The sequence below is a fragment of the Paraburkholderia sp. GAS334 genome (genome assembly GCF_050436625.1).
GTDB lineage: Bacteria > Pseudomonadota > Gammaproteobacteria > Burkholderiales > Burkholderiaceae > Paraburkholderia.
In genome coordinates, this window is record NZ_JBNDMO010000002.1 from 71,584 (window position 1) to 98,125 (window position 26,542).

At 62.1% G+C, this 26,542-nt stretch carries 23 protein-coding genes; 12 read left to right on the forward strand and 11 right to left on the reverse strand.

All coding sequences use genetic code 11. From position 1 onward, the window contains the following. Positions 1 to 2 precede the first annotated feature (2 nt). The gene (locus tag P3T21_RS03710) at positions 3 to 458 is read right to left on the reverse strand and encodes an FKBP-type peptidyl-prolyl cis-trans isomerase (RefSeq protein WP_429254586.1); all 456 of its coding nucleotides are present in this window, start codon (positions 456 to 458) and stop codon (positions 3 to 5) included. 201 nt (positions 459 to 659) lie between these two features. Between P3T21_RS03710 and radC the strand changes: the two genes are divergently transcribed. The 4 genes from radC to nadB all read left to right on the forward strand — a co-directional run bounded on the left by radC (position 660) and on the right by nadB (position 3,862). Continuing rightward, entirely contained in the window at positions 660 to 1,382 is a 723-nt protein-coding gene (gene radC, locus P3T21_RS03715; protein ID WP_429255154.1) for a RadC family protein, read from the forward strand. Positions 1,383 to 1,621: 239 nt separating this feature from the next. Beyond that, positions 1,622 to 1,855 (forward strand): 50S ribosomal protein L28, encoded by a 234-nt coding sequence (gene rpmB / locus P3T21_RS03720; RefSeq protein WP_007586227.1) that lies wholly within the window; start codon positions 1,622 to 1,624, stop codon positions 1,853 to 1,855. A gap of 10 nt (positions 1,856 to 1,865) precedes the next feature. Further along, positions 1,866 to 2,033, forward strand: coding sequence for a 50S ribosomal protein L33 (rpmG, locus tag P3T21_RS03725; protein ID WP_121281636.1), 168 nt, complete (start codon positions 1,866 to 1,868; stop codon positions 2,031 to 2,033). Between the two features lie 230 nt (positions 2,034 to 2,263). Beyond that, positions 2,264 to 3,862, forward strand: coding sequence for an L-aspartate oxidase (gene nadB / locus P3T21_RS03730; protein WP_429254587.1), 1,599 nt, complete (start codon positions 2,264 to 2,266; stop codon positions 3,860 to 3,862). A 57-nt stretch (positions 3,863 to 3,919) separates the two neighbouring features. On the opposite strand, the gene nadC is transcribed toward nadB, so the two are convergent. The 6 genes from nadC to purN all read right to left on the reverse strand — a co-directional run bounded on the left by nadC (position 3,920) and on the right by purN (position 10,880). Next, the gene (gene nadC, locus P3T21_RS03735; RefSeq protein WP_429254588.1) at positions 3,920 to 4,819 is read right to left on the reverse strand and encodes a carboxylating nicotinate-nucleotide diphosphorylase; all 900 of its coding nucleotides are present in this window, start codon (positions 4,817 to 4,819) and stop codon (positions 3,920 to 3,922) included. Then, positions 4,819 to 5,955, reverse strand: a complete 1,137-nt coding sequence (gene nadA, locus P3T21_RS03740; protein WP_429254589.1) for a quinolinate synthase NadA — start codon at positions 5,953 to 5,955, stop codon at positions 4,819 to 4,821. The genes nadC and nadA overlap by 1 nt, the downstream gene beginning before the upstream one ends. 131 nt (positions 5,956 to 6,086) lie before the next feature. Continuing rightward, positions 6,087 to 7,283, reverse strand: a complete 1,197-nt coding sequence (locus P3T21_RS03745; protein WP_429254590.1) for a DesA family fatty acid desaturase — start codon at positions 7,281 to 7,283, stop codon at positions 6,087 to 6,089. A gap of 218 nt (positions 7,284 to 7,501) precedes the next feature. Beyond that, positions 7,502 to 8,857, reverse strand: coding sequence for a mechanosensitive ion channel family protein (locus P3T21_RS03750; protein WP_429254591.1), 1,356 nt, complete (start codon positions 8,855 to 8,857; stop codon positions 7,502 to 7,504). A 62-nt stretch (positions 8,858 to 8,919) separates the two neighbouring features. Further along, positions 8,920 to 10,230: an RsmB/NOP family class I SAM-dependent RNA methyltransferase gene (locus tag P3T21_RS03755; RefSeq protein ID WP_429254592.1), complete on the reverse strand. Its 1,311-nt coding sequence runs from the start codon at positions 10,228 to 10,230 to the stop codon at positions 8,920 to 8,922. Then, entirely contained in the window at positions 10,227 to 10,880 is a 654-nt protein-coding gene (purN, locus tag P3T21_RS03760; RefSeq protein WP_429254593.1) for a phosphoribosylglycinamide formyltransferase, read from the reverse strand. The genes P3T21_RS03755 and purN overlap by 4 nt, the downstream gene beginning before the upstream one ends. 126 nt (positions 10,881 to 11,006) lie before the next feature. On the opposite strand from purN, the gene P3T21_RS03765 reads away from it, so the two are divergent. The 6 genes from P3T21_RS03765 to dut all read left to right on the forward strand — a co-directional run bounded on the left by P3T21_RS03765 (position 11,007) and on the right by dut (position 18,311). Continuing rightward, positions 11,007 to 12,002, forward strand: coding sequence for a bifunctional riboflavin kinase/FAD synthetase (locus P3T21_RS03765; RefSeq protein ID WP_429254594.1), 996 nt, complete (start codon positions 11,007 to 11,009; stop codon positions 12,000 to 12,002). A gap of 144 nt (positions 12,003 to 12,146) precedes the next feature. After that, entirely contained in the window at positions 12,147 to 14,984 is a 2,838-nt protein-coding gene (ileS, locus tag P3T21_RS03770; RefSeq protein WP_429254595.1) for an isoleucine--tRNA ligase, read from the forward strand. Then, complete coding sequence (gene lspA, locus P3T21_RS03775; protein WP_429254596.1) at positions 14,984 to 15,487, forward strand: signal peptidase II; 504 nt, start codon at positions 14,984 to 14,986, stop codon at positions 15,485 to 15,487. Before ileS ends, lspA begins: the two co-directional genes overlap by 1 nt. 89 nt (positions 15,488 to 15,576) lie before the next feature. Then, entirely contained in the window at positions 15,577 to 16,791 is a 1,215-nt protein-coding gene (gene coaBC / locus P3T21_RS03780; RefSeq protein WP_429254597.1) for a bifunctional phosphopantothenoylcysteine decarboxylase/phosphopantothenate--cysteine ligase CoaBC, read from the forward strand. A 44-nt stretch (positions 16,792 to 16,835) separates the two neighbouring features. Further along, positions 16,836 to 17,837, forward strand: a complete 1,002-nt coding sequence (locus P3T21_RS03785) for an LLM class flavin-dependent oxidoreductase (RefSeq protein WP_429254598.1) — start codon at positions 16,836 to 16,838, stop codon at positions 17,835 to 17,837. 27 nt (positions 17,838 to 17,864) lie between these two features. After that, the gene (gene dut / locus P3T21_RS03790) at positions 17,865 to 18,311 is read left to right on the forward strand and encodes a dUTP diphosphatase (RefSeq protein WP_429254599.1); all 447 of its coding nucleotides are present in this window, start codon (positions 17,865 to 17,867) and stop codon (positions 18,309 to 18,311) included. Positions 18,312 to 18,394: 83 nt separating this feature from the next. Here dut and clpA read toward each other — a convergent pair whose 3' ends face one another. Both clpA and clpS read right to left on the reverse strand, forming a co-directional pair. Beyond that, positions 18,395 to 20,692: an ATP-dependent Clp protease ATP-binding subunit ClpA gene (clpA, locus tag P3T21_RS03795; protein WP_429254600.1), complete on the reverse strand. Its 2,298-nt coding sequence runs from the start codon at positions 20,690 to 20,692 to the stop codon at positions 18,395 to 18,397. Continuing rightward, positions 20,689 to 21,003, reverse strand: coding sequence for an ATP-dependent Clp protease adapter ClpS (clpS, locus tag P3T21_RS03800; RefSeq protein WP_228875618.1), 315 nt, complete (start codon positions 21,001 to 21,003; stop codon positions 20,689 to 20,691). Before clpS ends, clpA begins: the two co-directional genes overlap by 4 nt. Before the next feature lie 536 nt (positions 21,004 to 21,539). Between clpS and cspD the strand changes: the two genes are divergently transcribed. After that, positions 21,540 to 21,746 (forward strand): cold shock domain-containing protein CspD, encoded by a 207-nt coding sequence (gene cspD / locus P3T21_RS03805; protein ID WP_017776809.1) that lies wholly within the window; start codon positions 21,540 to 21,542, stop codon positions 21,744 to 21,746. Between the two features lie 97 nt (positions 21,747 to 21,843). Here cspD and P3T21_RS03810 read toward each other — a convergent pair whose 3' ends face one another. Next, a complete protein-coding gene (locus P3T21_RS03810; RefSeq protein WP_429254601.1) occupies positions 21,844 to 23,478 on the reverse strand; it encodes a multicopper oxidase family protein in 1,635 nt (544 codons plus the stop codon). Between the two features lie 680 nt (positions 23,479 to 24,158). Next, positions 24,159 to 25,415: an NADP-dependent isocitrate dehydrogenase gene (gene icd / locus P3T21_RS03815; RefSeq protein ID WP_429254602.1), complete on the reverse strand. Its 1,257-nt coding sequence runs from the start codon at positions 25,413 to 25,415 to the stop codon at positions 24,159 to 24,161. 365 nt (positions 25,416 to 25,780) lie between these two features. On the opposite strand from icd, the gene P3T21_RS03820 reads away from it, so the two are divergent. Then, complete coding sequence (locus P3T21_RS03820) at positions 25,781 to 26,350, forward strand: pseudouridine synthase (RefSeq protein ID WP_429254603.1); 570 nt, start codon at positions 25,781 to 25,783, stop codon at positions 26,348 to 26,350. The last annotated feature ends 192 nt before the right edge of the window (positions 26,351 to 26,542 follow it).

Genomic DNA, 26,542 nt, shown 5'->3' on the forward strand with positions numbered 1-26,542 from the left:
GTTTACAGGATTCCGATGATTTTCACTTCGAACGCCAGCGCCTGGCCAGCGAGCGGGTGATTGAAATCGAACAGGGCGGACGTTTCGCCCACTTCCTTCAGCACGCCCGCATAGCGTCCGCCGCCAGGTGCATTGAATTCGACGAGATCGCCGGGAGAAAAATCCTCACCAATCATGCTGTTTTCGCGCAGGGTGGCGAGCGACACGCGCTGGATCAACTCCGGATTGCGCGGGCCGAAGGCCTGCCCCGGTGCTAGCTGAAAGGTCGAATGGTGGCCGACCCTCAATCCCAGCAGAATATCTTCCAGTGGCGGCGCCAGCTGGCCCGCGCCCAGCAGCAGCGTGGCGGGCTTCTCGGTGAAGGTATTGATGATCTCGGCGCCATCGGCGAGCGAAAGCCGGTAGTGAAGCGTGATGTGCGAACCCGGTTTCACTTCGGAAATGTCGATGATGCTCATGCAGTACTCGTTCGGTCGACGCGCTGCGCGTGCGCCAGGGGCGCGATGCGCGCGGTGGCAACGGAAGTGCCGTGCGCAAAGGCACTATTGTAAGCCACATATCCAGTGGCGGTCGTGCGCTTCCCCGCATGCCGCCAGCAACGGCCGCTCAGACGGCCTCTCCCGAAGGACGACATCATGCATGACACCGATGACCTCACGATGTCCAGCGACCTCACCATCGAAGGCCCGCCCGGGCCGGCCGCGCCGAGCCGCTGCAGCGACTGGCCTTCGCGCGACATGCCGCGTGAGCGCCTCCTGGAAGCGGGCCCGGGCGCATTGTCGGATACGGAATTGATCGTGCTCGTGCTTGGCTCAGGGCTACCTGGACAGAACGTCTTCGAGCTGGCGCGGGCGCTGCTGGCCCGTTTCGGCTCATTGCGAGCGATGCTCGACGGCACGCCAGCCGATTTTGACGGCCTGCGCGGCATCGGGCCGGCCAAGACCGCACAGCTACTCGCCATCGTCGAAATGGCGCGCCGCGGGCTGGCCGAAAAAATGCGCGAGCGGCCGCTGATCGATTCGCCTGGCGCAGTCGAAGATTACCTGCGGCTACTGATCGGCGCACGGCCGTATGAAGTGTTCGTCTGCCTTTTCATGGACGCGCGGCACAGACTGATCCGCTCGGAAGAAAGTTCGCGCGGCTCGCTCACTCGCATCGCGGTCTATCCACGCGAAATCGTGCGTCGGGCGCTCACATTGAATGCGGCGAGCCTGATCGTGGCGCATAATCACCCCTCCGGCGCCGTCAAGCCCAGTGCCAGCGACCGCCGCCTCACGCGCGTCCTCCGTGAGACGCTGGCTCTGGTGGATGTGCAGCTGATCGATCATCTTGTGATTGGCGTGCACGAAACGTTCTCCTTTGCCCGCGCCGGATGGGCCTGAACGCCTTTTTGCGACCCTGCAAGGGCGTCGCGGACAGGTGTCACAGCCTGTTGCCAGCCGCAAATAAGGTTTGATTTATCGGGTTTTTTCCTGCTAGAATCACGGTTTGCCTGTTTCCAACCCTGTTCCGAAGCCACCAAGGCCTTCCGGGAAGCGCCGAACGATCTCAAGCATCGCTCTTCTTTCCTGGATACTTTCACGGCGTTCGAACTCAGAATTAGCGTATTAGGAGTGCTCTCATGGCACGCGTATGCCAAGTAACTGGGAAAGCGCCGATGAGCGGCAACAACGTTTCCCACGCGAACAACAAGACCAAGCGTCGTTTTCTCCCGAATCTGCAGAACCGCCGTTTCTGGGTCGAAAGCGAAAACCGTTGGGTGCGTCTGCGCGTCTCGAACGCCGGTCTGCGCCTGATTGACAAGAACGGTATCGACACCGTGCTCGCAGATCTGCGCGCACGCGGCGAAGCCTAAGGAGTAGATCATGGCAAAAGGCGCACGCGACAAGATCAAGCTGGAATCGACCGCTGGTACGGGTCACTTCTACACCACCACGAAGAACAAGCGCAACATGCCGGAAAAGATGGCGATCATGAAGTTCGATCCCGTCGTCCGCAAGCACGTTGAGTACAAGGAAACCAAGATCAAGTAATCTTGCTTTCCGTTGTTCGACGACGGTTTGACGACAAAAAGCCTCGCACCTGTGCGGGGCTTTTTGTTTTTCCGCGCCCGCACTCCCCTTCCGATACGGTGGTTCTTCGTTAGCCGTTCGGCCAGCTTTCCCTCCAGTTGCGCGACGCGGTATCCTCTAATGCTTACCGACGTGCCATTTGGCGCGTTCACGTCGCAAACAAGAGAGAAAGAGACACGGAGAGGCAGGACATGAATTTCGATGTAGCGATTGTCGGCAGCGGGCTGGCTGGTCTGAGTGTCGCGCTGAATCTCGCCGAGACGCGGCGCGTCGCCGTCATCGCCAAACGCTCAATGACCGAAGGCGCCAGCGACTGGGCGCAAGGCGGCATTGCCGCAGTGCTCGATTCCGCGGATAGCGTCGAGAATCACGTCAGCGACACGTTGATCGCCGGAGGTGGCCTTTGCGACGAAGCCGCTACCCGCCACATCGTCGAGCACGGGCGCGCGGCCATCGAGTGGCTGATCGCGCAGGGCGTGCCATTCACCAAAGACGACGCCGCAGAACTGGGATTCCACCTGACGCGTGAAGGCGGCCACAGCCATCGCCGCATCATTCATGCCGCAGACGCCACCGGCCACGCCGTGGTCACGACGCTCAGCGAGCGCGTGCGTCACCATCCGAATATCACGCTGCTCGAAGACCACTGCGCGATCGACCTGATTACCTCAGACCGGCTCGGCCTGCCAGGCCGGCGCTGTCACGGCCTGTACGCGCTCGATATCGCGAGTGGCCGCACCGTGACCATCGAGGCACCCCACACCGTCCTCGCGACGGGCGGAGCGGGCAAAGTCTATCTGTACACCACCAACCCCGACACGGCGACGGGAGACGGCACAGCGATGGCATGGCGCGCAGGGTGTCGCGTGTCGAACATGGAATTCATCCAGTTTCATCCGACCTGTCTGTTCCATCCGTACGCGAAGTCGTTTCTGATTTCCGAAGCCGTGCGCGGCGAAGGTGGTATTTTGAAGCTGCCCGACGGCACCCGCTTCATGCCAAATCACGACGAGCGCGCAGAACTGGCACCGCGTGACATCGTCGCGCGTGCGATCGACTTCGAAATCAAGAAGCGCGGCATTGACTGCGTCTATCTCGACATCAGCCATCAGTCAGCTGCGTTCCTGCAGGAACACTTTCCGACCATTCTTGCGCGCTGCCTCGAATTCGGCATCGACATCACGAAAGAGCCCATTCCGGTCGTACCGGCGGCGCACTATACGTGCGGCGGCATCGTGACCGATCTTGCCGGGCGCACTGATCTGGCCGGTCTGTACGCGGTCGGCGAGACCTCGTGTACCGGCCTGCACGGCGCGAACCGGCTGGCCAGCAACTCACTGCTGGAATGTCTGGTTATCGGCAGATCTGCGGCGGCGGCGATCGAGGAGGAAGGGTTCGGTGCGGCCGTCCACGCGCCACTGCCCGATTGGGACGAAAGTCGGGTCTCGGATCCCGACGAAGAAGTCGTCGTCGCGCATAACTGGGACGAACTGCGGCGACTGATGTGGAATTACGTCGGCATCGTGCGCACCGACAAGCGGCTTGCGCGCGCAAAGCATCGGCTAGCGCTGCTGCGCGACGAGATCCACGAGTACTACGCGAACTTCAAGGTGAGTCGCGATCTGCTTGAACTGCGCAATCTGGTCGACGTGGCCTCGCTGATCGTCGATAGCGCGCGTTCGCGTCGCGAAAGCCGCGGCCTGCACTTCAGCCGCGACTGGCCGGCGGCGCTGCCAAAAGCACTTCCCACGGTGCTCTCACCGGAACGCGTACCGAATCGCACGATTTGAGGCGCAAAAAAACCCGCAGCGATGCGGGTTTTTTACGGCCAACGCGAATTGGTCGAATCAGAGCAAGCGCATCGAGTAGTCGGTCGCCCGGACGTCCTTCGTGAGCGCACCGATCGACACGCGATCGACACCGGTTTCCGCAATGGTTCGTACCGTGTCGAAATTCACGCCGCCTGAGACTTCGAGCACCGCGCGGCCCGCCGTGATACGAACGGCATCTCGCATTGCGTCGAACCTGAAGTTATCGAGCAGGATCGACTGGGCGCGATGCGCAAGCGCCGTCTCTAGTTGCGCGAGCGTCTCGACCTCGATCTGGATCGGCACGCCCGCGTTCAATGCAAGCGCCGCGTTCATCGCCAAACCGACGCCGCCGGCTGCGGCGATATGGTTTTCCTTGATCAGAATGCCGTCGTACAACGCGATCCGCTGGTTCGCGCCGCCGCCGACCCGCACCGCATACTTCTGCGCGAGCCGCAGACCCGGTAGCGTCTTGCGCGTATCAAGGATGCGCGTGTGCGTATGAGCGATCGCGTCCACGTAGCGCCGCGTCACAGTGGCAACGCCCGACAGCAGTTGCAGGAAGTTCATCGCATTGCGCTCGGCCGTCAGAAGTGCGCGCGCCGGCCCGCGCATTTCGCACACCGTCGTGTCGGCTGTCATGCGATCGCCTTCGCGATAACGCCATTTCACGTCGATACGCGGGTCGACCCGATGCATGACCTCGTTGAACCACGACACACCGCACAACACAGCATCTTCGCGCACGATGATCCGCGCATCGCGCAGATCATCAGCGGGCACGAGCAGGCCGGTCAGATCACCGTCGCCGACGTCTTCGGCAAGTGCATCGGTGACATTGCGAACAATCGCCGCATCAAAAGCGTCGCCGTACTGGGCGCGGATTTCCGCGAAGAGCGGAGAAATCGCCTCCGACCAGGCAAATTCAGACGCGCCCATCATGCCGCCCCTACATTCGAAAACAACGACGTATCGCGCGCGAGATCGCCACTCGCCTGCACGCGCTTCTTATGCTGCGCGGCGAATGCAAGCATCCGGTCGATCGGCAGACGCGCACGCTCGCCAATCGCGCGATCTACGGCAATCTCGTTGTGTCCGCGCTCCAGCACATCGGCGAGATTGACAAGACCGTTCATCGCCATCCACGGGCAATGCGCGCAGCTTTTGCAGGTCGCGCTATTGCCGGCCGTCGGCGCTTCGATGAACGTTTTGCCGGGTGCCGCGAGCCGCATCTTGTGAAGGATGCCCAGATCAGTGGCAACAATAAAGTGCGTTGCATCGAGACGTTTCGCGGCGTCGATCAGCTGCGTGGTCGAGCCGACGACATCCGCCTGCGCGACCACACCTTCTGGCGACTCCGGATGCACCAGCACCTTCGCGCCGGGATACTCGGCGCGCAGCAAATCGAGTTCGATACCTTTGAATTCGTCGTGAACGAGACAGGAACCCTGCCACAACAGCATGTCGGCGCCGGTCTTCTTCTGGATGTAGCCGCCGAGGTGACGATCCGGTGCCCAGATGATCTTTTCGCCGCGTGCGTGCAGATCGGCGACGATTTCGAGCCCGATCGACGACGTCACCATCCAGTCCGCGCGCGCCTTTACGGCCGCACTGGTATTCGCATAGACGACCACGGTGCGATCCGGATGCGCATCGCAGAATGCCGAAAACTCGTCGACGGGACAGCCGAGATCAAGCGAACAGGTCGCATCGAGATCCGGCATCAGAATGCGCTTATCCGGACTCAGAATCTTCGCCGTCTCGCCCATAAAACGCACGCCGGCAACGACCAGCGTCTGCGCTTCGTGATCACGGCCGAAGCGCGCCATCTCCAGCGAATCGGCGACGCAACCGCCTGTCTCGTCCGCCAGTTCCTGCAGCTCGGCGTCCACGTAGTAGTGGGCGACGAGCACCGCCTTTTCGCGCGCGAGCAGCGCACGGATGCGCGCTTTCAGCGCAACTTTCTCTTCCGCCGAGGGCACGTCGGGTACTTTCGCCCATGCCTGACCGACGCCGCACGTCAAACCCTGCGTCTGCGGCCGGTCGTATTCGACGCTCCTGATTACCTGATTCATGATCTCCTCTGCCCTGCTGATCTGGCGCCACGTACATGGCGTACGTTTTCGGCGGCCCAAAAAGCAAAACCCCGCCAACGCGGGGTTCTGTGACGTTCCGAAATTTTAAAGTATTTCGGGATCAGCCGGGATCAGGCATAACGACGAAGTCGCAGCGCAAATTCCTGGAGCGCCTTGATGCCGCTTTGTTCGGCACGATGGCACCAGTCCTGCAACTGCACCAGCAACTGTTCGCGTGAAGCATTCGACCGTTCCCACATCGCCGCGAGTTCGCTACGCAGCTCGATGTACGTTCGCAGTTTCTGGCTGTTCGCGAAGATCTGCGGAAGCTGACGCTTCTGCGGTTCGTCCAGCCCGTCTTCTTCCTTGTGGACCCACTTGCGTGCGCCGCGCATCAATTGATACTTTTCACGCGCACCCACTTCCTTCAGGTGCGCCATTTCCTGGCGATACGCGCGCTTGAGCGCCTTGCCGTAGCGGGCCATCACTTCGTAACGGTTCGCGAGCACGGCCTGCAGCGTGTCCTGGTCGAGTACCAGCTTGCCCGACGTGAGACGCGGCGTCGGGGCAATTTTCTTCACCTTTGCCAGCTTGAATGTCGACATGATGCGGATGTACATCCAGCCAATGTCGAACTCGTACCACTTGTTCGACAGCTTCGCAGACGTTGCGTACGTGTGATGGTTGTTATGCAGTTCTTCGCCGCCGATCAGGATGCCCCACGGGAAGATGTTCGTGCTTGCGTCCGCGGAGTTGAAGTTGCGGTAACCCCACCAGTGCGCTAGACCGTTGACAACGCCTGCGGCCCAGAACGGAATCCAGATCATCTGCACAGCCCAGATGGTCAGGCCGACGATGCCGAACAGCGCGACATTCAACACCATCATCAGGCTGATGCCGAGAATCGGGTACTTCGTGTAAACGTTGCGTTCAATCCAGTCATTCGGCGTGCCGTGGCTGAACTTGCGCAGCGTTTCTTCGTTCTTCGCTTCGGCGCGATACAGTTCCGCGCCTTCGAGCAGCACCTTCCAGATACCGCGCGTCTGCGGGCTGTGCGGATCTTCTTCGGTCTCGCACTTCGCGTGATGCTTGCGGTGAATCGAGGCCCACTGTGCCGTCAGCATGCCTGTGGTCATCCACAGCCAGAAACGGAAAAAGTGACTGACGACGGGATGCAGGTCAAGCGCACGGTGCGCCTGGCAGCGGTGAAGATAGACAGTCACGCCAATGATGGTGACGTGCGTCACCGCCAGCGTGTAAAGCACGAGTTGCCACCACGAAAGACGAAGCAGGCCGTGGGCAAGAAAGTCGAGCAGGGAGTTCAACAAGTCAATTTACCTGTGTGACGTGCGACATCGACCGAAAGGGCCCATGTCAAGAAAGTGAAAGCATGCATCAGGATTCGACGGCATTTTACTAGAACCGTTCCAAGTGTTTGTAACAAATGAGGATTTTTTTGTAGCACCGCAAAGAATATGCGGTTTGAAAGCCCAGATTCCAGGTAAATCGGAGGACAGATGGAGGGCAGCAACGCCGCCCAGCCCTATCAGGCGCCGTTGTCGCCTTTATGTATCGTTTCACCGGTCAGATTTACTGCATGCGACAGCATGTCGCTGGCGCCGCCGACGATCCGCACTTCGCGTTGCGCGAATGGGATGGAAATGCCGTTCGCCGCAAAGAGCCGCCAGATGTTCAGGTTGACCGCCGAGCGTACGCCCGCGGTTCCCTGCGCCGCATTTTCGATCCAGAAGCCCAGTTCGAGATTGACGCCGTCTGTGCCGAAGCCGACCAGATAAGGCGTCGGCGCGGGCTCCTGCAGCACGCGCGGCACGTCCTTCGCGGCTTCGACCAGCAGCGCCATCGCCTTGTCGATATCGGACGTGTAGGCAATCTGCACCGCCGCCTTCGCGTGACCGCGCGTCAGATACGACGACTGGTTCTGTACGACATCCGTGATGAGCTTTTCGTTTGGAATCAGCGTTTCGATGCCATCCAGTCCGCGCACCACCGTATAACGCGTGCGGATCTGCGTGACCATGCCCTGCAGTCCGGTGACGTTGATCGTGTCGCCGATGCGAAGCGACCGGTCGATCAGGATGATGAAGCCCGACACGTAGTTGCTCGCGATCTTCTGCAGGCCAAACCCCAGCCCGACGCCGAGCGCGCCGCCAAATACGCCGAGCACGGTCACGTCGATGCCGACGAGCGAGAGACTGACCAGCACCGCCGCGAGCATCAGCAGCGCGCGTCCGACGCGCACCAGCACGACCTTCAGGTTCGCATCGAGCGTGGTCGAACGCGTCAGGCGGTCTTCGAATGTCGAGCCGAGCCACATGGCGACAATCATCGTCACGCAGACCCACAGCAGCCCCGTCGACAGCGACAGCAGCGTCATATGCGCATTCGCAACGCGGAATTTCACGCTGCCCATCCACGCGAGCACGGCGTCCTGAATGCCCATCACGGTCAGCACCATGCCGATCCACACGACGACCGACACCACCTTCTCGACGAGAAACAGCAGACCGTGCGCCTCGCCGTCGCTGCTGAAGACGCGTCGCGCGAAGTAGAACACGATGTAGATCAGGGCAATGCCGAAGAGCGGTACCAGCGCGAGGTCGAGCAGCGCCGTGTGCATGAAATGCGCGGTGATCGTGCTCGCGATCCACACAAACACGCCGCCAACCAGCGGAAAGAACGCCTTGTTAAGGCTCTCCGCGCCGAAACGCAGCTTCTGGTAGCGCGTCTGGCGTCGCAGGTCGAGCGTGCGGCGCAACAGCCGCGCGACGAGCCACGCGGCGACAAGCGTGCCCACCAGGATTGCCGCCTGCCACAGGATCACCGGCTGACCGAAGTCGCGCACGATGTCGCCGAACATGTGAGAAAAAAGACGTTCTTCCATGGATATCATTGCCCGTCCGGCGCCCTGCCGCGCGCGTCATGCGGCGGCGGGCGCCATCGGGGTCACTCGGTCGCGTCGGTCGCGGGAGCGGCGTCAGCCACCGCGGCAGCAGCGGGCGCCCTGCGTTCCAGCACAGCGGCGAAGAAGCCGTCGGTCGCGTGAAGATGCGGCCACAGCGACAGGTAGTCGCCCATCGGCATGTCGATGCGTTGTTCAGCCAGCACTTCGCCGGCCGGAATCAGCACGAAGTCCGGATGGGCGTCGAGGAACTGCTTCACGATCGCTTCATTCTCGGCTTCGAGAATGCTGCACGTCGCGTAGACGAGCCGGCCGCCCTTCTTCACGAGACGCGCCGCGCTCGCCAGAATCGACGCCTGCTTGGGCGCGAGTTCGGCGACCGAATCCGGCGACTGGCGCCACTTCAGATCCGGATTGCGACGCAACGTGCCGAGGCCGCTGCAAGGCGCATCGACCAGCACGCGGTCGATCTTGCCCGCGAGACGCTTGATCTTCGCGTCGTGTTCGCTGTCGATCAGCACCGGGTTCACGTTCGACAGGCCGCTTCGCGCGAGGCGCGGCTTCAGCTTGGCGAGACGCCGCTCGGAGATATCGAACGCGTAGAGACGGCCCGTCGAGCGCATCGCGGCACCGAGCGCGAGCGTCTTGCCACCGGCGCCCGCGCAGAAGTCGACGATCATCTCGCCGCGCTTCGGCGCGACGAGCGAACACAGCAGCTGGCTGCCTTCGTCCTGCACTTCGACCCAGCCATTCTGGAACGCGTCGAGCTTCGTGAGCGGCGGCTTGCCGACCACGCGCACGCCGAACGGCGCGAACGGCGTCGCGCCGGCTTCGATGCCGGCCTTGCCGAGCGTTTCGAGCAGTTCGTCACGGCTCGCCTTGATGGGGTTCGCGCGCAGATCCAGCGGTGCCGGGTAATTCAGTGCCGCGGCCAGTTGCGCCAGTTCCGCGGGTTCGAAGCGCGTCGAGAGCGCCTGATAGATCCAGTCAGGCAGATTCAGGCGAATCCGCAGCGGCAGGCTTTCCGGGTCGATCTTCGCGACGTGTTCGAGCCACGTCGATTCGGCTTCGGAGACGAACGGCTTCAGCGCCGACCGCCCTGCCGTCTGCATCAACCCGAGCAGCGCAAGACGCCGCGCCGGGCTGCCCGTGCCGCTTTCGGCCAGATGCGCGAATTCCATCCGGCGACGCAGCACCGCGAAGACGGCTTCGGCGATCACGCCGCGCTCGCCATGCCCGAGCTTCGGATGCCCGCGGAAAAAGCGGCTCGTGGCGGCGTCCGCGGGGCCCGCGAACTTCAGCACGTCCGCGAGCAGCGTTTCAGTCTGTCCAATCAGAAAACCATGCAGCCTCATACGCCCTCCCCGGCGGTTTGACCGGCGAAGAGCCATTGGGGCTCCGGCGGCGTAAGCGTGACGCGCAGGCCATCGAGGGCAAGACGCCCTTCGACAAACCAGCGTGCGGCACGCGGATAAATGACATGTTCGGTGGCAAGCACGCGCGCGGCCAGCGCCGCGGCGTCGTCGCCGGCCAGCACGGGCACCGCCGACTGAATGACGATCGGCCCATGATCAAGCTGCGACGTGACAAAATGCACCGACGCGCCGTGCAGACGGACGCCAGCTTCGAGCGCCTGCTGATGGGTTTTCAGGCCCGGGAAGCTCGGCAGCAGCGAAGGATGCACGTTCAGCATCCGGCCTGCGTAACGGTCGACGAAACCGGGCGTCAGCACGCGCATGAAGCCGGCGAGCGCCAGCAGATCGGGCGAAAAGCGGTCGATTTCGAGTGCAAGCGCGGCGTCGAACGCCGCGCGGTCAGGAAACTGGCGGTGGTCGACGACCACCGTGGCAATGCCTTGCGACGCCGCGAAAGCAAGACCCGCGGCGTCTGGACGGTTGGCAATCACGGCGGCGACCTCAGCCGGCCAGCGCTCGCGCGAACACGCGCGGACAATGGCTTCCATGTTGCTTCCCCGTCCGGAAATCAGGATGACGAGTTTTTTCATCCGCGGATTTTAACATTCGAGGGGCCCGCAAACCGGCCCGCGCCGCCGTGCTGGCTCCCGAGCGTTTATAATCGTTTGTTTTGCGGCATCTGGCCCACTCTACTCAAACTCGCCACACCCGCTATCGTGAGAGTCTTCCGCGGTCTTCCCAATGCCGAAAGCCGTGCGCCCTGCGCACTGACCATCGGCAACTTCGACGGTGTCCACCGCGGCCATCAGGCTTTGCTCGCGCACGTCCGCGCGGCCGCCGATGCACGCGGCCTGCCCGTCTGCGTGATGACCTTCGAGCCGCACCCACGCGAATTCTTCAATCCGGCCGGCGCGCCGCCCCGTATCGCGATGCTGCGTGACAAGCTCGAAGCGCTGCGCATGAACGGCGTCGACCGCGTCGTCGTCGAGCATTTCAACCACACGTTTGCGAGCCAGTCGCCGGACACGTTCGTCGAGCGGATCATCGTCAACGGTCTGCACGCGCGCTGGGTGATGATCGGCGATGACTTCCGCTACGGCGCGAAGCGCGCCGGCGATTTCAATTCGCTGAAGGCGGCGGGCGAGCAGCACGGTTTCGAAGTAGAACAGATGGCGACGGTGGCCGATCCGTCGGGTGCGCGCATTTCCAGTTCCGGCGTGCGCACGGCGCTGGTGTCGGGCGATCTCGATTCGGCGCGCGCCGCGCTCGGCCGCGATTACCTGATCAGCGGACACGTCGTGCACGGTATGAAGCTCGGCCGCGATCTCGGCTTCCCCACGCTGAACCTGCCGATTGCCCACAAGCGGCCGGCGCTGGCGGGCATCTTCATTGTGCGTGTGCATGGCGTCGAAGCGGAGCCGCTGCCGGGCGTCGCAAGCCTGGGCCTGCGTCCGACCGTCGACGATTCCGGCCGCGTGCTGCTCGAAGTCCACCTGCTCGACTGGCACGGCGACGCGTATGGCAAACTCGTGCGCGTCGAATTCCTGAAGAAGCTGCGCGACGAGGAGAAATACGTCGACCTCGAAACGCTGACCGTTGCGATCTCGCGCGACGTCGCCAATGCGCGTGCGTGGTTTGCCGCCGTTGGCGCATGTGCGCCGGGCAGCCGGTCGACCGGCTTCGCCACCTCGGCCACCGACCGAATTAGATAACCGCCGCGGTACGTGCGGCTGCAGGCGCAGCACGTACCCTCGCCGCGCGCACCGGACAGCGCCAGTCGCCCATGCGACCAGCCTGCCTGAAGCGCGCCACGCCCCGCGTACTCCGCGATACACAGCATTCACCGCGACCTGATCATGAGCAACAAGAAAGCCGATTCGAAACCGCAGTCCCGCTACCCGGTCAACCTGCTCGACACGCCGTTCCCGATGCGCGGCGACCTGCCCAAACGCGAACCCCAATGGGTCAAGGAATGGCAGGAACGCAAGATCTACGAAAAGATCCGCGCCGCCAGCAAGGGCAGAACAAAGTTCATCCTGCACGACGGCCCGCCGTATGCGAACGGCGACATCCACCTCGGCCACGCGGTGAACAAGATCCTGAAGGACATGATCGTCAAGGCGCGCAATCTCGCGGGCTTCGACGCGGTCTACGTGCCGGGCTGGGATTGCCACGGCATGCCGATCGAAATCCAGATCGAAAAGCAGTTCGGCAAGTCGCTGCCGGCTATCGAGGTGATGCAGAAGGCGCGCGCCTACGCGGGCGAGCAGATCGAGAAGCAGAAGCTGGGCTTCCGGCGTCTGGGTGTGCTCGGCGACTGGGACAACCCGTACAGGACGATGAACTTCACCAACGAAGCCGGCGAAATCCGCGCGCTCGCGAAGATCATCGAGAAGGGCTACGTGTTCCGCGGTCTGAAGCCGGTGAACTGGTGTTTCGACTGCGGCTCGGCGCTGGCCGAAGCGGAAGTCGAATACAAGGACAAGACCGACCCGACGATCGATGTTCTCTTCAGTTTCGCCGAGCCGGAGAAAACCGCGCACGCGTTCGGCCTCAAGTCGCTGCCGCGCAGCGAAGGCGGCATCGTCATCTGGACGACGACGCCGTGGACTATCCCCGCCAACCAGGCGCTCAACGTTCATCCGGAGATCGCGTACGCGCTGGTCGATACACCGCGTGGTCTGCTGATTCTCGCGGAAGAACGCGTCGAAGCCTGCCTGCAGCAGTACGGTCTGGATGGCCATGTCGTCGCAACTGCGCCGGGTGCGAACCTCGCGAATGTGCGCTTCCATCATCCGCTCGCGTCCGCGCATCCGGATTACCGCCGCACGTCGCCGGTTTACCTCGGCGACTACGTGACGACGGAAACCGGCACGGGCATCGTGCACTCGTCGCCGGCGTATGGCGTGGAAGACTTCGTGTCGTGCAAGTCGCACGGCATGGCCGATTCCGACATCATCAGCCCCGTGATGGGCGATGGCCGTTACATCGAATCGCTCGCGCTCTTCGGCGGGCTGTCGATCTGGGCCGCGAATCCGAAAATCGTCGCGGCGCTGGACGCGGCCGGTTCGCTTCTGCGCAGCGAGAAGTACACGCACAGTTACATGCATTGCTGGCGCCACAAGACGCCGATCATCTATCGCGCGACGTCGCAGTGGTTCGCCGGCATGGACGTCAAGCCGAAGGACACGGATAAAACCCTGCGCGAAACCGCGCTCGAAGGTATCGAAGCGACGGCGTTCTATCCGTCGTGGGGCAAGCAGCGCCTCTTCAGCATGATCGCGAATCGCCCGGACTGGACGCTGTCGCGTCAACGTCAATGGGGCGTGCCGATGGCGTTCTTCGTCCATAAGGAAACGGGTGAACTTCACCCGCGCACACTGGAACTGCTCGAACAGGTTGCACAGCGCGTTGAACAGGGCGGCATCGAAACATGGCAGTCGCTCGACCCGCGCGAACTGCTCGGCGACGACGCCAACATGTACGAAAAGAATCGCGACACGCTCGACGTCTGGTTCGATTCCGGCACGACGCACTGGCACGTGCTGCGCGGCTCGCACAAGGATGAGCTGCAATTCCCGGCCGACCTGTATCTCGAAGGCTCGGACCAGCATCGCGGCTGGTTCCACTCGTCACTCCTGACGGCTTCAATGCTCGACGGCCGTCCGCCGTACAACGCGCTCCTGACGCACGGCTTCACGGTCGATGGCGAAGGCCGCAAGATGAGCAAGTCGCTCGGCAACGGCATCGATCCGCATGAAGTGGCGAACCGGCTGGGCGCGGAGATCATCCGTCTGTGGATCGCCTCGACCGACTATTCGGGCGAACTCGCAATCTCCGAGGAAATCCTGAAGCGCGTGACGGAAGGCTATCGACGCATCCGCAACACGCTGCGCTTCCTGCTCGCGAACCTGTCGGACTTCGACTTCGCGAAAGACGCGCGCCCGGTTAGCGACTGGCTCGAAATCGACTGCTACGCGGTTGCGATGACGGCCGGCCTGCAGGCCGACGTGCTCGCGCATTACGAGAAGTACGAGTTCCACCCTGTCGTCGCGAAGCTGCAGACGTTCTGCTCGGAAGATCTCGGCGGCTTCTACCTCGACGTGCTGAAGGACCGTCTGTACACGACGGCGGCCGATTCGGTCGGGCGCCGTTCGGCACAGACCGCGCTGTATCACATCGCGCACGGTCTGCTGCGTCTGATGGCGCCGTTCCTGTCGTTCACCGCCGAAGAGGCATGGAAGGTATTCCAGCCTGCCGGCGAAACGATCTTCACCGAGACGTATCACGCCTATCCGGACGTGCCGCAATCCGCCGCGCTCGTCGACAAGTGGACGCTGCTGCGCGAAGTCCGCGGCAACGTGACGAAGGCGCTGGAAGAAGCACGCGTCGCGAACCTGATCGGTTCGTCGTTGCAGGCCGAAGTGGAAATCCGCGCGAGCGACGCGCGTTACAACGCGTTGGCCAGCCTTGGCGACGATCTGAAGTTCGTGCTGATCACGTCGGCGGCGACGGTGGTGAAGGTCGAAACCGCCGAGCAACAAGGCGTTGAAGTGATCGCGTCGAAGTATCTGAAGTGCGAACGCTGCTGGCACTATCGCACGGACGTCGGCGCTCATTCCGGGCATCCGACGCTGTGCGGCCGCTGCTTCAGCAACCTCTTCGGCAGCGGTGAAGCAAGGAGCGCGGCATAATGGCCAGAACCATGTCGAAACCTGCTGGCGGCTCGTCGCTGCTTCCGTGGCTGGGCGTTGCACTGATCGTCATTCTGTTCGACCAGCTGTCGAAGATCGCGATTGCGAAGGTGTTCGCGTACGGACAGTCGGTCGCGTTGACGCCGTTCTTCAACCTCGTGCTCGTGTACAACCGCGGCGCGGCATTCAGCTTCCTCGCGGCAGCGGGCGGCTGGCAGCGCTGGGCGTTCACGGCGCTGGGCGTGATCGCGGCGCTGGTGATCTGCTATCTGTTGAAGCGCCACGGTAACCAGCGGCTCTTCTGCACGGCGCTGGCGCTCATTCTCGGTGGCGCGCTGGGTAATGTGATCGACCGGATCGCGTACGGCCACGTGATCGATTTCCTCGATTTTCACGTGCGCGCGTGGCACTGGCCGGCGTTCAATCTCGCCGACAGCGCGATCACGATCGGTGCAGCGCTGCTCGTGTTCGACGAGCTGCGGCGGGTGCGCGGCGCGCGTTGAGCGTTCGCGTCGGGCGGCGCGAGTGTTGATGGGTACAAAGGTCGGCGACGTCATGTGCGCCGGCCATCATGCTTTGTCGGAGGCTCGCGTTGGCAACCGCAGAACTCGCTGGAAAACATCTCGTCCTCGGCATGACAGGCGGCATCGCCTGCTACAAGATCGCTGAACTCACGCGCCTCCTGACGAAAGCCGGCGCGACCGTGCAGGTCGCGATGACCGAAGCGGCGACGCAGTTCATCACGCCCGTCACGATGCAGGCGCTGTCCGGCCGGCCCGTCTACACGAGCCAGTGGGATACGCGCATCGACAACAACATGCCGCACATCGATCTGTCGCGCGAAGCGGATGCCATCGTGATCGCGCCTGCTTCGACGGATTTTCTCGCGAAGCTCGCGCACGGCATGGCCGACGATCTGCTGTCCACATTGTGCGTCGCGCGCGATTGCCCGCTGCTCGTCGTGCCTGCGATGAACCGTCAGATGTGGATGAATCCGGCGACGCAACGTAACGTCGCGCAACTGCGTGCCGATGGCATCGAAGTACTCGGGCCGGATTCGGGCGCTCAGGCATGCGGCGAAACGGGCGACGGCCGCATGCTTGAACCCGGAGCGACATACGATGCGATCGCATCGTTCTTTACACCGAAAATTCTCGCCGGCCGCCGCGTGCTGCTGACCGCCGGGCCGACGTTCGAACCACTCGATCCTGTACGCGGCATCACGAACCGTTCGAGCGGCAAGATGGGCTTCGCGCTCGCCCGCGCCGCACAGCAGGCTGGCGCCGACGTCCACCTCGTCGCCGGCCCGGTTTCGCTGGAAACGCCGTGGGGCGTGTATCGTGAAGATGTGCAGACCGCGCAGCAGATGCACGACGCCGTGATGCGCGCGGTGCCCGACTACGACATCTTCATCGGTGTCGCGGCGGTTGCCGACTGGCGCATCGATCACGTCAGCGAACACAAGATCAAGAAGAACGCGGACAAGTCGTTGCCCACGTTCACCTTCGTCGAGAACCCGGACATTCTGGCGTCGGTGGCGAAGCTGCCGCATCCGCCCTACTGCGTCGGCTTCGCGGCGGAAAGCGGCGACCTCGAAGTACACGGCGAAGAGAAGCGCGTTCGCAAGAACGTGCCTTTGCTGATCGGCAATCTTGGTCCACTGACCTTCGGCCTCGACGACAACGAAGTCATTCTCTTCGAAGGCAAAGGCACAACAAAACTGCCGCGCGCGGACAAGCAGACGCTCGCGCGCGCGTTGATCGCTGAAATTGCGAAGCGCCTGCCGGACACGCGCCTGATCCCGTAACGTCGCGCGCGTTGCATTAAATATTGAACCGGAGCGGTACTGCCATGACGCTACTTTCCGTGCTCGATCAAACGCCCGTGATCGACGGGTATTCGGTAGCCGACGCGGTCGCCGCCACCGTCGAACTCGCACAACTCGCCGACGATCTCGGCTACACGCGCTACTGGTGCGCCGAACATCACGGCCTGCGCGGCGTTTCGAACCCCTGCCCCGAGGTCATGCTCGCGCGACTCGGTAGTATGACGAAGCGCATCCGCCTCGGCTCCGGCGGCATCATGCTGCCGTACTACAGCCCGTTCAAGATTGCTGAGCAGTTCCTGATGCTCGAAGCGCTCTTTCCGAACCGGATCGATCTCGGTGTGGGCCGCGCGCCCGGCGGCGACATGCGCACCGCGCAGGCCGTTGCCGCGGGCACGTACAACCGCGGCGATATTTTTCCGCAGCAGGTCGCCGATCTCGTCGGGCTGATGAACGGCACGCTGTCGTCGGAACACATCGCGCATGATGTGCTGCTACAACCGGCAGTCGAAACCCGGCCGCAATTATGGGTGCTGGGTTCGAGTGACTTCGGCGGCATGCTCGCGGCGCAACTGGGCCTGCGTTTTTCGTTCGCGCACTTCATCAACGCGCACTTTGGTCGTCAGGTTGCACAGGTCTATCGCGAACGCTTTTCGGCCGGCAACGAGGCGAAGCCGTATCTCGCTGCCGCGATGTTCGTGATCTGCGCGGACACTGAACAGGAAGCCGCCGACCTCGAAAAAGCCGTGGACCTGCGTCGCGTGCAGATGGCGTATGGATTGAACGCGCCGATCCCGTCGATCGAACAGGGGCTCGCGCAGGAATACGGCGAACGCGAACAACTGGTGATCGACCGCGAGAAACCGCGCAGCATCATCGGCACGCCCGAAACCGTCACGGAACGGATGCTCGCCGTGCAAGCGCAGTTTCAGGCCGATGAACTGATCGTTCTTACCGTCGCGGGCAGTTACCGTGCGCGGCTTCGCTCTTACGAACTCCTCGCCGACGCGTTCCAGCTGGCACGCTGAGGTTTTTTCAATTCACACCGAACCTGCATGAAACTCGACCTGAAGATTCTCGACGCGCGCATGCGCGAACAGCTGCCCGCTTACGCGACAACCGGCAGCGCGGGCCTCGACCTGCGCGCCTGCCTCGATGAACCGCTGACGCTGAAGCCCGGCGAAACCGCTCTGGTGCCGACAGGTCTGGCGATCCACGTCGGCGATCCGGGTTATGCGGCGCTGATCCTGCCGCGCTCAGGGCTTGGTCACAAACACGGCATCGTGCTGGGGAATCTCGTCGGGCTGATCGACTCGGACTATCAGGGCCAGTTGATGATCTCGACGTGGAACCGCGGTCAGACCGAGTTCACGCTGAATCCGATGGAACGCCTCGCGCAACTCGTCATCGTGCCGGTCGTGCAGGCCAGGTTCAATATCGTCGACGACTTCGAAGAAAGCGTGCGCGGCGACGGTGGGTTTGGCAGCACGGGCAAGCACTAGCTTCGGTCGAAACAGCAAACGCAAAAAGCAGATCGGCGCGGATTTCAGCCCGCGCCGTTCTGCTTTCACGTACAGCGAAAAACTTACTCGACTTCGATCGCTTCCGGATTCGGATTGCGCGGCGCCGGCTGTTCGTCGAAGGTCAACTGCACCTTGTCTTCAGCATCGACGTCGACCGTCACGCGGCCACCACTCATCAGCTTGCCGAACAGCAGTTCATCAGCCAGTGCACGACGGATCGTGTCCTGGATCAGACGCTGCATCGGACGTGCACCCATCAGTGGATCGAAACCGTGCTTCGCGAGATGCTTGCGCAGCGCGTCGGTGAAGAGCGCGTCGACCTTCTTCTCGTGCAGCTGGTCTTCGAGTTGCATCAGGAACTTGTCGACCACGCGCATGATGATTTCTTCATCGAGCGAGCGGAAGCTGATCGTCGCATCCAGACGGTTACGGAACTCCGGCGTGAACATGCGCTTGATATCGACCATTTCGTCGCCGGTTTCGCGGCGCGTCGTGAAACCGATCGTCGACTTGTTCATCGACTCAGCGCCCGCATTCGTCGTCATGATGATAATGACGTTGCGGAAGTCTGCCTTGCGACCGTTGTTGTCCGTCAGCGTGCCGTGGTCCATCACCTGCAGCAGCACGTTGTAGATGTCCGGATGCGCCTTCTCGATTTCGTCGAGCAGCAGCACGCAATGCGGCTTCTTCGTGACAGCTTCGGTGAGCAGGCCGCCCTGATCGAAACCGACATAGCCCGGCGGCGCGCCGATCAACCGGCTCACCGCATGACGTTCCATGTACTCCGACATGTCGAAACGGATCAGCTCGATGCCGAGCGTGAACGCGAGCTGCCGCGCCACTTCGGTCTTGCCGACGCCAGTCGGGCCAGAGAACAGGAACGCGCCAATCGGCTTGTCCAGTTTGCCAAGGCCAGCGCGCGCCATCTTGATCGAGGCGGAAAGCGCATCGATCGCCGGGTCTTGCCCGAAGACGACGCTCTTCAGATCGCGATCGAGCGTTTGCAGCTTGCTGCGATCGTCCTGCGAAACACTTTGCGCCGGCACGCGCGCGATCTTCGAGATGATTTCCTCGATCTCGCCCTTGCCGATCGTCTTCTTCTGCTTCGACTTTGGCAGGATACGTTGCGCCGCGCCCGCTTCGTCGATCACGTCGATCGCCTTGTCAGGCAGATGACGATCCGTGATGAAGCGTGCCGACAGTTCGGCCGCCGCCGACAGCGCACCCGACGAATACTTCACGCCGTGATGTTCTTCGAAGCGCGACTTGAGGCCGCGCAGGATCGCCACCGTCTGTTCGACGGTCGGCTCGGTTACGTCGATCTTCTGGAAACGGCGCGACAGTGCCGCGTCCTTTTCGAAGATGCCGCGATATTCCGTGAACGTGGTCGCGCCGATGCACTTCAGCGTGCCCGACGAGAGCGCCGGCTTCAGCAGATTCGAAGCGTCCAGCGTACCGCCCGACGCAGCACCTGCGCCGATCAGCGTATGAATTTCGTCGATGAAGAGAATCGCGTGCGGGCGTTCCTTCAATTCCTTGAGGACCGTCTTCAGGCGCTGTTCGAAGTCACCGCGATACTTCGTGCCGGCGAGCAGCGCGCCCATGTCGAGCGAATACACCTGCGCATCCGCAAGAATGTCCGGCACTTCGCCGCGCGTGATGCGCCATGCGAGGCCTTCGGCGATCGCCGTCTTGCCGACGCCAGCCTCACCGACCAGTAGCGGATTGTTCTTGCGACGACGGCACAGCACCTGCACCACACGCTCGACTTCCGACTCGCGTCCGATCAGTGGATCGATGCGGCCGTCTTTCGCCATCTGGTTCAGGTTCTGCGTGAACTGTGCAAGCGGGGTTTCCTTCTGCGCAGCGGCTTCGTCAGACTCGGCGCTGGCGTCGCTCGCTTTCGCGGCGTCGGTGCTGTTCGTCTTCGCGATGCCGTGCGAGATGAAGTTCACCACGTCCAGACGTGTCACGCCCTGCTGCTGCAGGTAGTAGACCGCGTGCGAATCCTTCTCGCCGAAAATCGCGACGAGAACGTTCGCGCCGGTGACTTCCTTCTTGCCGTTCGATGTCGACTGAACATGCATGATTGCGCGCTGGATCACGCGCTGGAAGCCGAGGGTCGGCTGCGTATCGACGTCGTCCGTGCCTGGCACGGTCGGCGTGTTGTCATGAATGAAGTTGCGCAGGTTCTGACGCAGGTCTTCGATATTGGCCGCGCATGCGCGCAACACTTCTGCTGCCGTCGGATTGTCCAACAGGGCCAGTAAAAGATGCTCGACCGTGATGAACTCGTGCCGTGCCTGGCGTGCTTCCATGAACGCCATGTGCAGGCTGACTTCCAGTTCCTGGGCAATCATGCTTCCTCCATCACACACTGCAGCGGATGCCCGGCCTGCCGTGCGTGGGTAACGACTTGCTCGACTTTGGTCGACGCGATGTCCCGCGTGTAGACCCCACAAACCCCCCGACCTTCGCGATGCACCTTCAACATGACCTGCGTTGCGGTCTCACGATCTTTATTGAAATACTCCTGCACGACCATCACGACGAATTCCATCGGCGTGAAGTCGTCATTCAGCAGCACCACCTTATACATGGCCGGCGGTTTCAGCTTCTGTTCCTGCCGCTCCAGTACGGTGCCGTCCTGCTTGTCCGGGATAATCGCCATACATCCAATTCTAAACAACCCGGGCAGGCCCGCAATCCTGCCAAAACCCGACCGGCTGGTCGGCGATCGGTTCGCCACCGCCTGACCGTACAGCCTTGTCACGCGTGAGTTCTGCACCGAGCCGATTGCGGATCCGGCTCACGGGACTGACCTGAAACCCATCCCGAAAAACTGCAGTCGAAACGAGTATCGCACAACCCACCCGATCAGGCTGGAGACGACCGCGATGCTCGTCTGGTCTGAACCTCATGTGAGTCGATTATGCGTCTTTTCAAGATGCGCCGCTTGCGCCACCGCACATAAGAAAAGAAGGAAAAACCCTGGAAATTGGGTCTTTACAACGTGTCTACGGCCGTCTCAAAATTTTCTTGACAGTCGAATTAAGAGCCTCAACAATCAAGCTGGCACTTTTTTCCACCCAGCCGGAATAACGGAAAAATGCCGTGGTGAGCTTGTAACGAGGAGCGACAGCAACTGCGGTCGTTAAGCTTTTCGAGGGGCTCGTGGCAGGAACATGAGTTACAGGGGAAGTTGGCATGGCAACTGGTACGGTCAAATGGTTCAATGACGCGAAAGGTTTCGGATTCATTACGCCCGACGAAGGCGGTGAGGATCTGTTTGCACACTTTTCGGCTATCCAGATGAACGGTTTCAAAACGCTCAAGGAAGGCCAGAAAGTAAGCTTCGAGGTCGTGCAAGGCCCCAAAGGCAAACAGGCATCGAATATCCAGGCTGCCGCCTGATTCTGTTCGATACCCGGACCCTGAAAACCCGGCTTCGTGCCGGGTTTTTTCGTTTCTGGCCTTGCTGTTCGACGTCCCGCCGTGGCGATGGCGTTGATCAGATCACCTTGAGCGTGCCCATCATGCCGAGATCCTCGTGTTCGAGGATGTGGCAATGGAACATCCGCTCGCCTGCCATCGTCTGGACCGTGGCGATGCGCACGATCTCATCCGGCTGGACATTCACCGTGTCGCGCCAAGCCAGATATGGCTCGGGCGTCTTCACGCCGCCCCGCTCCCGCCCTATCACCTGAAACTGCGTGCCATGCAGATGGAACGGGTGGTCCATGTCCGTGCGGTTCTCGATCGTCCATTGCTCGACTTCGTCGCGCCGGCTTGTCAGCGTGATGCGCTTCGGATCGAACCCGGCGCCGTTGATCATGAAGCGCATGCCGGCCGGCATGCCGTGGACGGATGCGCCAGGACGGTGCATCGCAGCCATGTCCATGGCTTCTGAGAAAATCACCGACTTCTGCGCGACTGGTGCAGGAAACGGCACGATGGTCCGCAACGTTGCAGGAACTGAACGTGCGCTGGACCCGGCGCGGGCATCGGTCTGCGGCTGGAAGGTGACGTCGGCGAGCGCGTGCGCCGGATCGGGCGGCAGGCTGCCGTGGGACATCGCCATCTTGCGGCGGTCGTAGACATCGGCGGTGAGCGTCGCCTGCGAAGGCGCGCCGCCGGCGCGCACGATCACTTCCGCGCGCTCGCCGGGCGCGAGCAGCAGCTCGGTCAGACCTTCGCGTGGCTTTTCCAGCAGACCGCCATCCGTGCCGACCTGAACGAAGCGCTGCTGTTCTCCGAGCGAAAATCTCAGATAGCGGGCACTGCACGCATTCCACAGACGCCACCGCTCATCCTCCTTCACAGTGATGCGCGGACGGCGTGCGCCGTTCACCAGCACGAACTGCCCTTCGCGGCCGTTCATCCAGTCCATCATGTCGTTCGCGGGAATCGAGCCGTCGGTGGCCAGTTTCAGGTCGGAGAAAAACAGATGACGCTCGGGGAAGCCGGCGAGCGGATCGTCGGCGGCGCGAACGATGATCGGTCCGGCGAGCCCGCGAAACACCTGCTCCGCCGACATCATGTGCGGATGCGGGTGATACCAGTACGTGCCCGCGCTGCCCGGCGGCAAGGTGAAGCGGTACACATGGGTGGCGCCGGGCGCGATCATCGCGGACGGGTTGCCGTCCTGATCCGGCGGGACCGGCAGGCCGTGCCAGTGAATCGTCGACGGCTGCGGCAGGCGGTTGATGAAGCGGATTTCGACGGTATCGCCTTCGCGGACGTCGATCAGCGGGCCGGTGACCGGGTCCTGTGCGCTGCCCGCCCCCGATCCGTTGTATTGCCAGAAGGTGGTCGACCGGCCCGCGAGCAACCTGTGCTGCGTGGGCTCGGCGACAAGCGTCGCGCGGAACGTGCCGGCCTCGCTGCCCGCGTTCGCGAGCCTGCGGAGGTCGGGCAGCGGCGCGCCGGCAGGAAGCGCGTCGGCGGGAGCGAGTGCGCCCTGAGGCGGCGCTTTGGGCGACGGCTTTGCGTGCTGCATGCCGGACATGCCCGACATGTCGTCCATGCCCTCCATGTCTTCCATGCCCTGCATCGAATGGCCAGCGTGCTGCGCGAAGACGTCGCGCGCGAACAGCGACGCAACGGCGGCGCTCAGCGAGCGGGCGAGAAATTGCCTGCGAATCATGTTGGTTTCCTTGTTGCGAGCGAACGGGCGCAAGGCGCGGCCCGCTCGTGCGTGATCGTCCGATGGCCCGGGCGTAGAAGCAAGCTCGCGGGTCATCGATATTTCTTCGCACTGGAAGTACGTGCGGGCTGGAACGATCAGGCTATCGGTGGACGCAACGGTGGCACATGGGTGACGCCTTCGTGCCGCGGTTCCGGTAAAGAACGGGGCAACAGCGCATCAGGTACACGAGGTTCGAAACGGAATGTGACGAACAGCGCGGCGCAATGCACACCGCAGGTCGCCATACAGCAGATGGAATGATCGTGACGGCATGGTTCGCGCGACGCGGCCATATCAGCGCAATGTGACGGCGCATCTGCCGCGGCGTTCGCTGCGTCCAGCTGCATCATTTGACCGACGGCCGCTCGCTGCGTGGCATGCTCGTTTGCGAACGCGCCCTGCGCGGTGAGCAAGGCAAGCGACAGCACGATAAAGAGGCGCCACAGCGAAGTCATTGCGAAACGGATGGCAGGGAATACGCCACGAAGAACCGACATGCGAACGATGATAGCGCAAGCGATGGCCTAACCGTCTGGATATTGACACGACGCAACAAGAACACACGCCATTGAAAAACCCCGGCGACAACGTGTACGCCGGGGTTTTTCGCGGGTTTCTTCGGAACAGCGAAGAGACGCTTACATATTCTCGATCAGCACCTGACCAAAGCCCGAGCACGACACCTGCGTCGCGCCTTCCATCAGACGCGCAAAGTCATACGTCACGCGCTTTTGCAGAATCGATTTTTCCATTGCTGCGATGATCACATCCGCCGCTTCGGTCCAGCCCATGTGACGCAGCATCATTTCCGCCGACAGGATTTCCGAACCCGGGTTCACGTAATCCTTGCCTGCGTACTTCGGCGCCGTGCCGTGCGTCGCTTCGAACATCGCGACCGAATCCGACATGTTCGCGCCCGGCGCGATACCGATACCGCCGACCTGCGCTGCGAGCGCGTCCGACACATAGTCGCCGTTCAGGTTCAGCGTGGCGATCACGTCGTACTCAGCCGGACGCAGCAGGATCTGCTGCAGGAACGCATCGGCGATCACGTCCTTCACGACGATGTCGCCGCCCGTCTTCGGGTTCTTGACCTTCATCCACGGGCCGCCGTCGATCAGTTCCCCGCCGAATTCCTTCTGCGCCAGCGCGTAACCGTAGTCACGGAATGCGCCTTCCGTGTACTTCATGATGTTGCCCTTGTGGACCAGCGTCACCGAGCGGCGATCGTTGTCGATCGCGTACTGGATCGCCTTTCGAACCAGGCGCTCCGTGCCTTCGCGCGACACCGGCTTGATGCCGATACCCGACGTGTCCGGGAAGCGGATCTTCTTCACGCCCATTTCTTCGCGCAGGAACTTGATGACCTTTTTCGCTTCTGCCGATTCCGCCGCCCATTCGATGCCGGCGTAGATATCTTCCGAGTTCTCGCGGAAGATCACCATGTTGGTCTTCTCCGGCTCACGCACCGGCGAAGGCACGCCCTTGAAGTACTGCACCGGGCGCAGGCACACGTACAGGTCGAGTTCCTGACGCAACGCCACGTTCAGCGAACGGATGCCGCCCCCGACCGGCGTCGTCAGCGGTCCCTTGATCGAGACGACGTACTCCTTCAACACTTCGAACGTTTCTTCCGGCAGCCACACATCCGGGCCGTACACGCGCGTCGCCTTCTCGCCCGCGTAGATTTCCATCCAGTGAATTTTCTTCTTGCCCGCATACGCTTTCTCGACCGCTGCGTCGACGACCTTGATCATCACCGGCGTGATGTCGACGCCGGTGCCGTCACCTTCGATGAAAGGAATGATTGGCTGGTCGGACACGTTGAGCGAGTAATCCGCGTTGACAGTGATCTTGTCACCGCCCGTCGGAACCTTGATGTGCTGATACGGCATGATCGGACTCCAGTGATAGCTGTGCTGGTAGAAACAGCGATTGGAAGCTGATGGGGACTGCGAAACCGGGCGCTCCTCGCTACGCGCAATGCCGGACGCCTGCAAGCGGCCAGGCAGTTATTCTAGCCCACGCTGCCCTGCACGCACGGCCGGGATATGACGGCGAGAACGCGTGGCGAAACCGGGCAACACGAATGTAGCTGGAGTGGCGCCCCCTCTCTTATGTCTTATATAAGACCTAAGACTTGGCGTTTCATATTATGCATTAATATCTCGCCATTTGCCACAGCGCCCGCGCCGCATTCTCCAGTCTGCGCCACATGCCAGATACGCGACGGCGCGGAACTTCCGTCGGAATTTATTGCATGCGTCTTATCGCGCTCAACAAGCCATTCGGCACGATCTGCCAGTTCTCGCCGCACGAAACACGCGCGTCGCTGGCTGACTGGGTCATGACGCCCGGCGTCTATCCCGCAGGACGACTCGACTCCGACAGCGAAGGCCTGCTGCTGCTCACCGACGATGGCGCCCTCCAGGCACGCATCGCCGAACCGCGCCACAAGCTCGTCAAGCGCTACTGGGCGCAGGTCGAAGGCGCACCATCGAACGACGATCTGAAAAAGCTCGCGCGCGGCGTCGATCTCGGCGATTACGTGACGCGTCCGTGTCGCGCGGAATTCGTCGAGCCACCGGAAACGCTCTGGCCACGCACGCCGCCGATCCGCTTTCGCGCGGCAATTCCCACTACGTGGATCGAACTCTCCATTACCGAAGGCAAGAACCGCCAGGTTCGGCGCATGACAGCGGCCATCGGATTTCCGACGCTGCGACTCGTGCGCGTCGGTGTCGGTGCGCTTGATATTTTTGCGCTGGGGCTCGCACCTGGCGAGCATATCGACGTGCCATTGCAGGCACCGTGGAATGGCGTCGTGTGATTTTCCACGCGCATGCACAACGCGTATTCGCGATCTAACCCGTTGTACCGTCAGTCATTTTTCTCGCTGATGCCGAGCGGCACATCAGTATGTGTCCGCGTATTCGCAGCCACGCAGAAATATTCGCGAAAATTCGCGTCAACCGCGTCGTAACCTCACGCGTTATTCGACCCAGATGCCCTCCGAAGCTAT

Excerpts from the sequence above, each read along its gene's own strand:
- P3T21_RS03710 (WP_429254586.1), bottom strand. The coding sequence starts at position 458 with ATGAGCATCATCGACATTTCCGAAGTGAAACCGGGTTCGCACATCACG.
- radC (WP_429255154.1), top strand. The coding sequence starts at position 660 with ATGTCCAGCGACCTCACCATCGAAGGCCCGCCCGGGCCGGCCGCGCCG.
- rpmB (WP_007586227.1), top strand. The coding sequence starts at position 1,622 with ATGGCACGCGTATGCCAAGTAACTGGGAAAGCGCCGATGAGCGGCAAC.
- rpmG (WP_121281636.1), top strand. The coding sequence starts at position 1,866 with ATGGCAAAAGGCGCACGCGACAAGATCAAGCTGGAATCGACCGCTGGT.
- nadB (WP_429254587.1), top strand. The coding sequence starts at position 2,264 with ATGAATTTCGATGTAGCGATTGTCGGCAGCGGGCTGGCTGGTCTGAGT.
- nadC (WP_429254588.1), bottom strand. The coding sequence starts at position 4,819 with ATGGGCGCGTCTGAATTTGCCTGGTCGGAGGCGATTTCTCCGCTCTTC.
- nadA (WP_429254589.1), bottom strand. The coding sequence starts at position 5,955 with ATGAATCAGGTAATCAGGAGCGTCGAATACGACCGGCCGCAGACGCAG.
- P3T21_RS03750 (WP_429254591.1), bottom strand. The coding sequence starts at position 8,857 with ATGGAAGAACGTCTTTTTTCTCACATGTTCGGCGACATCGTGCGCGAC.
- P3T21_RS03755 (WP_429254592.1), bottom strand. The coding sequence starts at position 10,230 with ATGAGGCTGCATGGTTTTCTGATTGGACAGACTGAAACGCTGCTCGCG.
- purN (WP_429254593.1), bottom strand. The coding sequence starts at position 10,880 with ATGAAAAAACTCGTCATCCTGATTTCCGGACGGGGAAGCAACATGGAA.
- ileS (WP_429254595.1), top strand. The coding sequence starts at position 12,147 with ATGAGCAACAAGAAAGCCGATTCGAAACCGCAGTCCCGCTACCCGGTC.
- lspA (WP_429254596.1), top strand. The coding sequence starts at position 14,984 with ATGGCCAGAACCATGTCGAAACCTGCTGGCGGCTCGTCGCTGCTTCCG.
- P3T21_RS03785 (WP_429254598.1), top strand. The coding sequence starts at position 16,836 with ATGACGCTACTTTCCGTGCTCGATCAAACGCCCGTGATCGACGGGTAT.
- dut (WP_429254599.1), top strand. The coding sequence starts at position 17,865 with ATGAAACTCGACCTGAAGATTCTCGACGCGCGCATGCGCGAACAGCTG.
- clpA (WP_429254600.1), bottom strand. The coding sequence starts at position 20,692 with ATGATTGCCCAGGAACTGGAAGTCAGCCTGCACATGGCGTTCATGGAA.
- clpS (WP_228875618.1), bottom strand. The coding sequence starts at position 21,003 with ATGGCGATTATCCCGGACAAGCAGGACGGCACCGTACTGGAGCGGCAG.
- cspD (WP_017776809.1), top strand. The coding sequence starts at position 21,540 with ATGGCAACTGGTACGGTCAAATGGTTCAATGACGCGAAAGGTTTCGGA.
- P3T21_RS03810 (WP_429254601.1), bottom strand. The coding sequence starts at position 23,478 with ATGATTCGCAGGCAATTTCTCGCCCGCTCGCTGAGCGCCGCCGTTGCG.
- icd (WP_429254602.1), bottom strand. The coding sequence starts at position 25,415 with ATGCCGTATCAGCACATCAAGGTTCCGACGGGCGGTGACAAGATCACT.
- P3T21_RS03820 (WP_429254603.1), top strand. The coding sequence starts at position 25,781 with ATGCGTCTTATCGCGCTCAACAAGCCATTCGGCACGATCTGCCAGTTC.